This is a genomic window from Dietzia sp. CQ4, assembly GCF_014145125.1.
In the GTDB taxonomy this organism is placed as follows: Bacteria; Actinomycetota; Actinomycetes; order Mycobacteriales; family Mycobacteriaceae; genus Dietzia; species Dietzia natronolimnaea.
This window is the reverse complement of sequence record NZ_JAALDZ010000161.1, coordinates 1-11,014: the sequence shown is the minus strand read 5'-3', so window position 1 is coordinate 11,014 and position 11,014 is coordinate 1. Positions and strand designations below refer to the sequence as shown.

Here is an 11,014-nt window from a genome sequence, read left to right as displayed (position 1 = left end):
GCGGGGTCGACGTGTTCGAGGCTGGCCCCGTCGCTGGCGGCGAGCATGTCGAGTAGCGCCTGGAGCGCGGAGTCGCCGGTGCGGGGAAACTCGACCTGCGGGTCGAGACCTCGACCGCGGCCGAAGACCGTCACCCGCGGCCGCAGTGGCGCTGGCGGCTCGTCCGGCGCGAGATCGGTGGCACGGGCGCGGCCCCGGTCTCCGCACACCAGGGACAGCAGGGCGTCCGCGCGGCGTTCGGGCACCGGATAGTTCGACATGTCCGCCCCCTCGGCGTCGGCGCGGGCCTGCGCTGATTCCGCGGGGGTGTCCGGGGCGGGGTTGGCGAACTCTGCGGCGCGCTGGTCGATGGCCTCTGCCAGCACAGCGGCCTCGTCGGAGGCCAGGGTGGCCCACAGGTTGGTCATGCCGTCGGCGCCCTTGCGGATGTGGACTCCGCGTCCGCGGGCGGCGGCGTCTCTTCGTTCGCGGATCCCGTTGGCGTCGTAGCGGGCGATGATCGCGTCGACGGAGTCGCGCACCGACCGGGCGCCCGGACGCTCGCCGGCCTCGATGGCGGCGAGGTAGTCCTCCACGACCTCCTGCTGAACCCGTGACAGGACGGCCGGATCGACCGTGGCCATCTGACGGGCCAACAACTCGGCTGCGCGCTGTTCCATCCGACCGGCCGAGAGCGCCTCCATGACGGCCGGGTAGCGCTCGGTCAGGTCCGCGGCGAGGCTGATCATGGCGGCGGCGCGGCCAGAGGAGATGGGCATCGACGCCACGACGTAGCCGGTGCACACGTCGAACGGGTCGACCACCGCATGCCCGGGCGGGGAGCCGTCCCCCGCCCCGGCCTCGTCCTGGCGCACGCACTCGCGGAACATCTCGTAACACGCGGCCAGGCGGGCCCCGGCGGCGCGATTCTCCGCCACCCAGGTGTCGCGGGCGGAATCGGACAACCTCCCGAGCGGGGACGGGTGACCAGAACGACCGACCCCACTTGTCGCGCCACCAGCCGTCTCGTCCACGCCCTCACCTCCACCCGTACGCCCACTCGTACGTCGCCGTCACATTGTATCGAACTAGTGTTCTAGTATACGCACACACTTTCGAATGGGCAAGGGGGGGACATCCACAGGCCTCCCCCGCCCCGGTCGTCCGAGTAACCTGGGACCATGACCTCGCCCGAATCCGCCGAATACTGCTGCATCGCCGGCGCGAACGGGCCGCTCACCCAGGCCGAGGCCGAAGCCGCGGCGGCCCGGTTCAAGGCCCTGGCCGACCCCATGCGCCTCCGCCTGCTCTCGCACATCGCGGCGGCGGAGTGCGATGACGTCTGCGTGTGCACCCTCACCGAACCGCTGGGGATCTCCCAGCCCACCGTGAGTCATCACATGAAGAAGCTGGTCGAGGCGGGACTCGTCACCCGCGAACAACGCGGCCGGATGGCGCACTACAGCATCGTCCCGGAGGCGTTCTCCCAGATCCGCGACATCGTCGACGTCCGAGGTCTCCGCCTCGCCTGAGGACTGTTCAGCCTGAGGACCGTTCAGCCCGAGGACCGTTCAGGGCGACGCCGCCTCCCTGGTCGCACCACCCGAACTCGGAGCACCGGGGGCGGTCGCGGGCGTCATGCCGACGATCTCCGGAAGGGCCTGGCGGACCCGGGCGTCGATGTCGTCACGGATGGAGCGGACGCGGTCGAGATCCTGGCCTGCGGGGTCCGAGACATCCCAGTCCAGGTACCGCTTGCCCGGATAGACGGCGCAGGCGTCCCCGCACCCCATGGAGATCACCACGTCGGCGGCCGCCACCACGTCGTCGGTGAGCGGCTTGGGGTATTCCGAGGTCAGGTCGAGCCCGACCTCGGCCATGGCCGCCCGGCAGTTCTCGTCGATCCCGGACGCCGGGAGCGAGCCTGCGGACCGGACGTGGACCCGCCCCTCCGACCGGTCCGCCATGAGAGCCGCGGCCATCTGGGAGCGCCCCGAGTTCTGGACGCAGATGAAGAGCACCTCGGGGACGTCCTTGGCGACCCGCCCCTCCGCCTGCGCGAGAGCCTTGAGCCGGTCGGTCGCGAAGCGGCGGGACAGCGACGGCAGATGGGCGGTGACCCGCGCGGTCCGACGCAACGCGGCATAGGACTCGAACACCACGCGCTCGACGGTCTGCGGACTGAACACGCCCTCGTAGTGCCGGGCCAGCTCGCGGGCGTCACGCTGGAGTTGCGTCTGAGGCATGAGCAGTTCGGGGAGAGGAGCGTCGTGCACGGATCGGGACATGTCGGCCTCCAAGCCTCGTATCGACATCCATCAATATAGATGCCCATCGATGCTTTCGGAAGCCCGGCCGGGGGGATTCGCCCGGGACCGACCCGCGCTCAGTGCCCGGCGCCGAGCCTGCCCGAGAGCTTGTCGAGCCGCTCCCTGCTGGCACCGTCGAGTCCGATCACCGTGAGGGTCTTGCCCTTGGCCGCGTACTTCTGCTGCACGGCGTCGAGCGTGGCGACGGTCGAGGCGTCCCAGATGTCGGCGTCGGTGAGATCGAGCACCACGTGCTCGGGGTCGCCGGAGTAGTCGAACCGGTACACGAGGTCGTTGCTCGAGGCCCAGAACAGCTCGCCCGTGACCCGGTAGGTGCGGGTGTCGACCGCCCCGTCGTGGTCCGTGTCGAGCTCGGCGACCTTCTCGATGGTCGTCATGTGCGCGACCCGGCGCGCGAACATGATCATCGCCGTGACCACCCCCAGGATCACGCCGATCGCGAGGTTGTGGGTCCACACCGTCGCCGCCACGGTGACGACCATGACGAGGGTCTCCGACAGCGGCATCAGCCGCAGTGTCCGGGGATGGATCGAGTGCCAGTCCATGGTCCCCACCGAGACCATGATCATCACCGCGACCAGTGCGGCCATCGGGATCAGTCCGACGACGTCGCCCAGGACGACGACGAGGACCAGCAGGAACACGCCGGCGAGCAGGGTGGACAGCCGCGTCCGTGCGCCCGAGGCCTTGACGTTGATCATCGTCTGCCCGATCATCGCGCAGCCGCCCATCCCGCCGAAGAAACCGGTGACGAGATTGGCGACGCCCTGACCCCAGCCCTCACGCGTCTTGTCGGAGTGCGTCTCCGTGATGTCGTCGACCAACTTGGCCGTCATCAGCGACTCCATGAGCCCCACGAGCGCCATGGCGAGCGCGTAGGGGGCGATGACCTGCAGCGTCTCCAGGGTGAGCGGCACGTCCGGCAGCAGGAGGGTCGGCAGCGACCCGGGCAACTCGCCCTGGTCGTGCACGTTGGGGACCGACCATCCCACCCACACCACCACGATCGTCAGTGCCACGATCGCGATCAGGGGCGCGGGGATCACCGTGGTGAGCCTGGGAAAGAACACGAGGACGAGCAGCCCCACCGCCACCAGCGGGTACACCAGCCACGGCACGCCCACCAGGTGCGGGATCTGGGCGGAGAAGATGAGGATCGCGAGCGCGTTGACGAATCCGACCATCACCGAGCGTGGGATGAACCGCATCAGCCTCGCGACCCCGAACACGCTCAGCAGCACCTGCAGCACCCCGGCCAGGAGGACCGTGGCGATGAGGTGGTCCAGTCCGTGCTCGAGCACGACCGGCGCCACGACGAGCGCGATCGCTCCCGTGGCCGCCGAGATCATCGCCGGGCGTCCTCCGGTGAAGGCGATCGTGACCGCCATGGTGAAGGACGCGAACAGACCGACCCGGGGGTCGACGCCCGCGAGGATGGAGAACGAGATCGCCTCCGGGATGAGCGCGAGGGCCACCACGAGGCCGGCGAGGACCTCGGTCCGCAGCCGGGCGGGGGAGGAGAACGCGGCGCGGAACGAGGGCAGCACGCCGGTCGGGAACTCGGTGCTCACGGATCACCTACAGTCGGGGTCAGGACTCTCACACGGCGTGAGAGTAGAAAGCTACCGTAACGGGAGAGTTGTGGGCGGGCCAAGTCGCGGCGAGCAGACCATGAAGATCGGCGAGGTCGCCGAGCGCACCGCGCTGTCGATCCGGAGCCTGCGGCACTACGACGAACTCGGTCTGGTCAGCCCCTCCGCGCACTCCCCGGGCGGGTTCCGCCTCTACACGCCGGGGGACGTCGAGCGGCTCCTGCTCATCCGCCGGATGAAGCCCCTGGGGTTCAGCCTGGAACGCATGCGCGACTTCTGCCGGGCCCTGGACCGCCGAGCCGACGACCCGGCGGGATCGGCCGCGCTGATCGCCGAGATCGAGGCTGAGGCCACCGAACGGCTCGAGCGACTGCGGACCCACCTGGGCTACGCGGAGGAGTTCGTCGAGATCGTCGCGCGCCTCAGGGCCTGATCACCGGCCGAGAGCTGCGGCCACGGCCGCCTTCGCCCACTGACCGACCCCGATGAGGGTCGCCGAGGCCGCGCCGCACCAGTCGCCGTAGCCGAGCAGGAACAGCCCGGGCACGTCCGGCACCACGGGCCCGTCGGCGACCACCCTGCCGCCGACCCGCGACAGCCCAAGACCGCGGAGGTGCCCGAGAGCCGGGCGGAATCCGGTGCACCAGATCACCGCGTCGACCGCCTCACGTCGGCCGTCGTCCCACTCCACCCCGCCGGGGTGGAACCGGTCGAACATCGGGGTGGCCACGAGCAGGCCCGCGTCGCGGGCGGCGCGCACCGGGGGGACGACGACGATGTCGCCCAACTCCGCGACACCGCGGCCGCTCCCGGACCGGACCGAGGCGGTGGCGACCCGGAACAACTCCCGTCCGTCGACGTGGTCGGGCAGATAGCGCGGGGGCCCGGCGGTGCACCAGATCAGTTCGCCGTCGCTCTGCTGCAGATGTCCGGCGAGGTCGGCGGCGATCTGCGCGCCCGAGTTCGCACCGCCCACCACCACGACGCGCCGGCCGCCGAACGGCTCCGGACCCCGGTATCCGGCGCTGTGGATCTGATGGCCCCGGAAACCCCCGACGCCCGGACAGGTCGGCACGAACGGCCTCGACCACGTCCCGGTGGCACTGATCACCGCGCGAGCACGCCACCGGCGGCCGTCGGCGGCACGGACGACGAACCCGTCCGGATCGTCCCGCTCCACGGCCACGATCCGGACCCCGCGCCGGACGGGCAGCCCGTAGTACTCCTCGTACCCGCGCAGATACTCCACCACGTGGGCCGCGTCGGGGTTCCCGTCGTCCGTCCGGTGCATCCTGCGACCCGGGAGGGACGAGTAGTCGGCGGGCGAGAACAGTCGCAAGGAGGGCCAGGTGTGCGGCCACGCACCCCCCGGCCCGTCGGACGCGTCGAGGATCTCGAAGTCCGCGCCGGCGCGGGTGAGATGGAAACCGGCGGCCAGGCCGGCCTGGCCGCCTCCGATCACCACGACGTCCCTCACCCTGCCCGACCCCCTCTCGCCACCCCCTGAACAGTTCCTATCGACACTCATCGATACCAATCCTACAGTGGAGGTATGACCTCGTTGCCCGCCTCCGCGACCGGCCCGTCCGGCCCGGGGAACGACGCCCCGGACACCGACACCGGTGCCCGTGAGCAGCGTCGGCTCGTGGCGGCGCTCGCGCTGGCCGCGGCGTCCTGGGTGGCCCTGTGGGTGGCCAACGAGTGGTTCTGGGACGCGGCCGTCGGCTGGCTCGGACTCGACCTCGCCGACCGCGCGATCGGTGCCGTGCACTTCTTCCTCTACGACACCGTCAAGATCGTCCTCCTGCTCCTCGGGCTGATGTTCCTGGTGGGTATGCTCCGGGCGAGCCTCGACCTCGACCGCGCGCGGGACTGGCTCGAGGGCCGGGGGCTGTTCGTCGGCCTCACGCTGGCCATCGTGCTCGGCGTGGTGACCCCTTTCTGCTCCTGCAGCTCGATCCCACTGTTCATCGGCTTCGTGGCCGCGGGGATCCCGCTCTCGGTCACCCTCACCTTCCTCATCGCCTCCCCGCTCATCAGCGAGATCGCGGCCATCATGATCGGCGAGATGTTCGGGTGGCACATCGCCGCGGCCTACGTCGGCGCCGGCGCCGCCATCGCCTTCGTCGCGGGATGGGCCCTGTCCCGGTTCCGGCTCGACAGGTGGGTCGACGACGTCGTCTTCACCACCCGCGTCGCCGTACTCCGCGCGGACGGCCACGTGCCCTCGCTGCGCGAACGGGTGGACGCCGCTCTCGGCGAATCCCGCGACATCCTCCGTAGCGTGTGGATCTGGGTGGTGGTGGGCGTCGGCGTCGGCGCGGTGATCCACGGGTGGGTCCCCGAGGACTTCTTCCTCCGCTGGGCGGGCCCGGACAACCCGCTGGCGGTGCTCGTGGCCACCCTCGCGGGGATCCCCCTCTACGTCAACGGAGCCGGGGTCGTGCCGATCGCCGAGGCACTGTGGGCCAAGGGCATGAGCCTGGGCACCGTCATGGCGTTCATCATGAGCTCGATCGCGCTGTCCATCCCCCAGGCGATCATGCTCAGGCGGGTCATGAGGCCACCACTGCTCGCACTGTTCTTCGCCGTCGTGGCGGCCGGCATCCTCGCCATCGGCCTACTGTTCAACGTGATCGCCTGACCCCGGATGCAGGAGGAACCATGATCGTCAAGGTGCTCGGGCCCGGCTGCCGCAACTGCCACACCCTCGTCACCCGCACGAGGGAGGCCCTGGCAGCGCTGGGCGAGGACGCGGAGATCGTCGAGGTCACCGACGTCGGCGAGATCGCCGGCTACGGACTGATGAAGACACCCGGGCTGGTGATCGACGACGACCTCGTCCTGGGAGGGAAGGTGCCCACCGTCCGTCAGCTCACCGAGATCCTGCGCGGACGCTAGACCGGGCGCACGCCGAGCTCGGCGAGGAGTCCGGTCACCCGGCGCCTGATCTCGTCTCGGATGGGCCTGACCGCGTCGACACCCTGACCGGCGGGGTCGTCGAGGGTCCAGTCCAGGTACCGCTTGCCCGGGAAGACCGGGCAGACGTCACCGCAGCCCATGGTGATGCACACGTCGCTCGACCGCACCGCCTCGGTGGTGAGGACCTTCGGCGTGGCCGCCGAGATGTCGATGCCGTCCTCCGCCATCGCCTCGGCGACGGCCGGGTTGATCGAGTCCGCCGGCGCCGACCCGGCCGAGCGGACCTCCACCGCGCCTCCGGACAGGTGCTCGGTGTAGGCCGCGGCCATCTGTGAGCGGCCCGCGTTGTGGACGCAGACGAAGAGGACGGACGGACGATCGGTCACGGTGGCTCCCCCGGCAGAATGTATCGACGACTGTCGATAGTAGCCGCTCGACGCCCACGCGCGGCGGGTCACAGCGCCCGGCCGATGACCTCCTTCATGATCTCGTTGGTGCCGCCGTAGATCCGCATGACGCGGGCGGCGGCGAACTTCTGCGCGATGGGGTACTCCATCATGTAGCCGTAGCCCCCGAACAGCTGGAGGCAGCGGTCCACCACGTCGTCGAGCATGTCGGTGGCCTGGAGCTTGGCCATCGAGGCGGTCACGGCGTCCAGCTCGCCGGCGATCTCGCGGGAGATGCAGTGGTCGATGAAGGTGCGGGTGGCCATGACGGAGGTCTTGCACGCCGCCAGCTCGAACCGCGTGTTCTGGAAGTCGAGGATCGGCTTGCCGAAGGCCTGCCGCTCACGGGTGTAGGCGAGGGTCTCCACCACGGCGGCCTCGGCCATCGCCAGGGCGTCCACCGCGATCGCCAGGCGCTCGCGCGGGAGCTGGTTCATGAGCTGGTAGAAGCCCTGCCCCTCCTCGCCGCCGAGGAGGTTGGCGGCGGGCACACGCATGTCGTTGAAGAACAGCTCCGCGGTGTCGGCGCCGTGACGGCCCATCTTCTCCAGCACGCGGCCCCGCTCGAAACCGGGGGTGTCGGCCTCCACGGCGAACAGCGCCATGCCCTTGTGGCCTGCGTCGAGGTCGGTCTTGGCCGCCACCACCACGAAGTCGGCGGAGCCACCGTTGGAGATGAAGGTCTTGGAGCCGTTGATGACGTACTGGTCACCGTCACGCCGCGCGGTGGTGCGGACGCCCTGCAGGTCCGAACCGGCACCGGGCTCGCTCATGGCGATCGCGGAGATCCACTGACCGGAGCACAACCTGGGCAGCCACTCCCGCTTCTGCTCGTCGGTGGCGTAGTTGGCCACGTAGTGGGGGGTGATGGTCGATCCGACCCCCATGCCGAACGCCGTGTCCCCCGAGTAGACGAGTTCCTCGGTGACGAGGTACTCCATGCCCGGGTCCCCGCCCTGGCCGCCGAACTCCTCGGCCACGTCGAGGCAGATCAGCCCGGCCTCGCCGGTGCGCAGCCAGGTCTCGCGGTCCACGTGCTTCTGCCGGGCCCACTTCTCCTGGTTGGGCGTCATCTCCTTGGCGAAGAAGGCGCGGGCGTGCTCGCGCAGGAGCCGGTGGTCGTCGGTCTCCCAGGAGGGGCGGTAGTCGGGGAAGAGCAGGGTCACCATGGCCTCCGGTGGTCGATCGACGCGACGTGCGCGGTTCAGCCTACCCAGACCGACCGGGGCCTCCCGGCGGTCCCGCCCGCGGTTCAGCACCGCCCGCGGATCAGCACCGCCCGCGGATCAGTACCGCCCGCGCACCCGCAGGTGCCAGGGGCGACCGTCCGGATCGTGCAGCCAGCGGTAGGCCGGGAACGCCAGCGCCATCGTCAGCGGGTTGAGCCGCGGCGGCGCGAGCGGACGCAGCCGACCCGGGGGCCGCGTCCCCCGGCGACCGCCGCGATGCCACTCCTCGAGCGCGGCGGCCGCGTCGGCGAAGGTCCGAAACGTCCCCACCGCGTCCGGACAGTCGTGCATCAGGCACGCGAGGTCGTCGTCGTCGCCCGGATCGCCGTCCCCGTGCGCGATCTCCGACACGTCCCCCGGATACCCCGGACCGTCCACGCCGCGCCCCAGGTGCTCGGCGGCCAGGGTCAGACGCAGTCTGCGGGCGTACGGACTGTGATCGGACGCGGCCGTGTCCACCACCACCGCCGAGAGTTCCGAGTCGTGGGTCCACGAGCGCCGGCTGAAGTTGTCGGAGCCGACCGAACACCAGGTGTCGTCCACGACGCACACCTTGGCGTGGACGTAGACCGGGGTGCCGTCGGAGTTCTCCGGCGCGTAGAAGGCCACCCGGCCGGGGGCCGCGGCGGCGAGTCGGCTCATGGCGCGCTGCCGGCCGAGGAGCTGCGGGAGACGGGAGATCGGGTTGTCGCTGTCCGTCCACCGGGGCATCACGACGATCAGGTGCAGTCCCTCGTCCCGCTGGAGCGATTCCACGAAGGAGTCCGCGATCGCGCGCGACCACAGGTACTGGTCCTCCACGTAGATGAGGTCACGGGCACGCTCGAACGCCTTGGCGTACCCGCGGGCGACGCTCCGCTCACCCCTCCGTGCGAACGGGTAGGCACGTCGACCGTGCCGGCCGGCGTAGGTGCGGAGCAGCTGGACGACGTGCGTGCCACCCGGCACCGCCGGCGGCGGCGGCGCCTGCGGGGGCAAGGGTTCGGCGCGCACGTCCACGTGGTCGCGGTCCACGCGGAACCGGCGACGCGACCGCGTCAGGGGCGCCGGGTCCTCCCACCGTTCCCGGAACACCGTCTCGGCGTCGTACACGGCCGGTCCCGAGATGGCGCACTGCACGTCGTGCCACGGCGGCGTCACCCCGTAGACCTCGGACATCGACTGCGCCTGCGGGTCGCCCCGGTGTCGGGCGTCGTCCCGCCGCGAATGGCACAGATCGATGCCGCCCACGTAGGCCACGTCCCGCCGCGGGGCGTCCGCGTGTCGGATCACCACCATCTTCTGGTGGTGCGACCCGCGCGGCGGCACCCGCATGTCCAGCAGGACGTTGCCGCCCCGGTCATCGACCTTCCGCCCGAGCCGTCGGTTCTCCTCGTGGGAGAACTCGTCGATCCCCGAGTGCGAGCGCCACACGAGCCCGTGCACGGCCACCCCGCAGTCGACGGCCCGTCGCAGCACCGCCGAGACCTCGCTGCCGGGCTGCCCCGTGAGCCGCTCGTCCGCGTCGCCGCGCCAGTCGGTGAACAGGATCAGATCGCCCTGCCCGGTGGCCTCGATCCTGTCGAAGAGCTCGGCGAAATACGTGGCCCCGTGGACCAGTGGGCGGACCTCGTTGCCCTCCGACCAGGCCTCGTTCCCGGGATGACGGGAATCCAGACGGGTGTCAGGGTTGCCCCGCTCGTGCGCGGAGAGCAACCACTCGGTGAGGGCCATGTGTTCGGACGCTACCGACTCGTCACCCCGGATCGGCAATACTCTCCCCATGACCCCACCCGAGCCCTTTCCCACCGACTGGACCCGCGGCCTGGTCCTGGTCGCCCATCCCGACGATCCCGAGTACGGCATGTCCGCCGCGGTGGCCCGCTGGACCGCGGAGGGTCGCCACATCGTCTACGTGCTGGCCTCGAGCGGCGAGGCGGGGATCGAGGGGATGCCCCCCTCGATCGCCGGACCGGTCCGGGAGGAGGAACAGCGCCGCTCCTCGGCGATCGTGGGCGTCGAGGAGGTGGAGTTCCTCGGCTTCCCCGACAGCAGGATCGTCAACGACTCGGAGCTCCGCGACGCGATCGCGGACTCCCTCCGCCGTCACCGGCCGGACATCGTGATCTCCCTGTACTCGGGGCCCGAGTGGGCGCCCGGTGCCCCCAACCAGAGCGATCACATGGAGTTCGGTGCCGCGGTGGGCGCGACGTATGACGACCTGGTGGCCGCCGTCGGCGTGGACGCCGCCGAGGGGCGTCCCCGGATGTGGTTCGAGTCCGCACCGCAGCCCACCCACTACGTGGACGTCGAGGGGTTCGTCGAACCGGCCGTCGCCGCGCTGGCCGAGCACAAGGAGTACCTCTCGGTCCTCGACCCCGGCACCCCCGTCCCCGAGCAGGCCCGCCGGCAGGTGGAGTCGGTGTGCGCCCCCCGAGAGGACCTGGCCGGGGACCGGCCCGTGGTGAGTTTCCGGCGCATGCGGCCCTGACCGGCACGCGAGCCCGCCGGTCGGGGCCGGTCGGGGCCGGGCCGGG

12 protein-coding genes are annotated in these 11,014 nt (G+C 70.9%); 5 read left to right on the top strand and 7 right to left on the bottom strand.

The annotated features are described in order from the left end of the window. A partial coding sequence (locus G6031_RS10175; protein ID WP_187702203.1) for a DUF222 domain-containing protein occupies positions 1 to 944 on the bottom strand: 944 nt, incomplete at its 3' end. A 216-nt stretch (positions 945 to 1,160) separates the two neighbouring features. Here G6031_RS10175 and G6031_RS10170 point away from each other — a divergent pair. Then, complete coding sequence (locus G6031_RS10170) at positions 1,161 to 1,511, top strand: metalloregulator ArsR/SmtB family transcription factor (RefSeq protein WP_179523627.1); 351 nt, start codon at positions 1,161 to 1,163, stop codon at positions 1,509 to 1,511. A gap of 39 nt (positions 1,512 to 1,550) precedes the next feature. Here G6031_RS10170 and G6031_RS10165 read toward each other — a convergent pair whose 3' ends face one another. Further along, entirely contained in the window at positions 1,551 to 2,267 is a 717-nt protein-coding gene (locus tag G6031_RS10165) for an arsenate reductase ArsC (RefSeq protein ID WP_182639251.1), read from the bottom strand. Between the two features lie 98 nt (positions 2,268 to 2,365). Continuing rightward, entirely contained in the window at positions 2,366 to 3,880 is a 1,515-nt protein-coding gene (locus G6031_RS10160) for a SulP family inorganic anion transporter (RefSeq protein ID WP_182639252.1), read from the bottom strand. 100 nt (positions 3,881 to 3,980) lie between these two features. Here G6031_RS10160 and G6031_RS10155 point away from each other — a divergent pair, with 100 nt between their 5' ends. Beyond that, complete coding sequence (locus tag G6031_RS10155) at positions 3,981 to 4,334, top strand: MerR family transcriptional regulator (protein WP_179523629.1); 354 nt, start codon at positions 3,981 to 3,983, stop codon at positions 4,332 to 4,334. Here the strand turns inward: G6031_RS10155 and G6031_RS10150 are convergent, their stop codons facing one another. After that, entirely contained in the window at positions 4,335 to 5,378 is a 1,044-nt protein-coding gene (locus G6031_RS10150) for an ArsO family NAD(P)H-dependent flavin-containing monooxygenase (protein WP_304813464.1), read from the bottom strand. Between the two features lie 75 nt (positions 5,379 to 5,453). On the opposite strand from G6031_RS10150, the gene G6031_RS10145 reads away from it, so the two are divergent. Further along, a complete protein-coding gene (locus tag G6031_RS10145) occupies positions 5,454 to 6,545 on the top strand; it encodes a permease (RefSeq protein ID WP_182653195.1) in 1,092 nt (363 codons plus the stop codon). A 20-nt stretch (positions 6,546 to 6,565) separates the two neighbouring features. Next, a complete protein-coding gene (locus tag G6031_RS10140) occupies positions 6,566 to 6,802 on the top strand; it encodes a thioredoxin family protein (RefSeq protein ID WP_182653194.1) in 237 nt (78 codons plus the stop codon). On the opposite strand, the gene G6031_RS10135 is transcribed toward G6031_RS10140, so the two are convergent. The 3 genes from G6031_RS10135 to G6031_RS10125 form a co-directional block, all read right to left on the bottom strand. Further along, complete coding sequence (locus tag G6031_RS10135; RefSeq protein ID WP_182609654.1) at positions 6,799 to 7,209, bottom strand: arsenate reductase ArsC; 411 nt, start codon at positions 7,207 to 7,209, stop codon at positions 6,799 to 6,801. The two genes, G6031_RS10140 and G6031_RS10135, sit on opposite strands and share 4 nt — an antisense overlap. Positions 7,210 to 7,277: 68 nt before the next feature. Continuing rightward, positions 7,278 to 8,435 (bottom strand): acyl-CoA dehydrogenase family protein, encoded by a 1,158-nt coding sequence (locus G6031_RS10130; RefSeq protein ID WP_179523632.1) that lies wholly within the window; start codon positions 8,433 to 8,435, stop codon positions 7,278 to 7,280. Between the two features lie 120 nt (positions 8,436 to 8,555). Continuing rightward, a complete protein-coding gene (locus tag G6031_RS10125; RefSeq protein WP_182653193.1) occupies positions 8,556 to 10,211 on the bottom strand; it encodes a phospholipase D-like domain-containing protein in 1,656 nt (551 codons plus the stop codon). 49 nt (positions 10,212 to 10,260) lie between these two features. Between G6031_RS10125 and G6031_RS10120 the strand changes: the two genes are divergently transcribed. Further along, positions 10,261 to 10,968 (top strand): PIG-L family deacetylase, encoded by a 708-nt coding sequence (locus G6031_RS10120; RefSeq protein WP_179523634.1) that lies wholly within the window; start codon positions 10,261 to 10,263, stop codon positions 10,966 to 10,968. Positions 10,969 to 11,014 lie beyond the last annotated feature (46 nt).

Excerpts from the sequence above, each read along its gene's own strand:
- G6031_RS10170 (WP_179523627.1), top strand. The coding sequence starts at position 1,161 with ATGACCTCGCCCGAATCCGCCGAATACTGCTGCATCGCCGGCGCGAAC.
- G6031_RS10165 (WP_182639251.1), bottom strand. The coding sequence starts at position 2,267 with ATGTCCCGATCCGTGCACGACGCTCCTCTCCCCGAACTGCTCATGCCT.
- G6031_RS10155 (WP_179523629.1), top strand. The coding sequence starts at position 3,981 with ATGAAGATCGGCGAGGTCGCCGAGCGCACCGCGCTGTCGATCCGGAGC.
- G6031_RS10145 (WP_182653195.1), top strand. The coding sequence starts at position 5,454 with ATGACCTCGTTGCCCGCCTCCGCGACCGGCCCGTCCGGCCCGGGGAAC.
- G6031_RS10140 (WP_182653194.1), top strand. The coding sequence starts at position 6,566 with ATGATCGTCAAGGTGCTCGGGCCCGGCTGCCGCAACTGCCACACCCTC.
- G6031_RS10125 (WP_182653193.1), bottom strand. The coding sequence starts at position 10,211 with ATGGCCCTCACCGAGTGGTTGCTCTCCGCGCACGAGCGGGGCAACCCT.
- G6031_RS10120 (WP_179523634.1), top strand. The coding sequence starts at position 10,261 with ATGACCCCACCCGAGCCCTTTCCCACCGACTGGACCCGCGGCCTGGTC.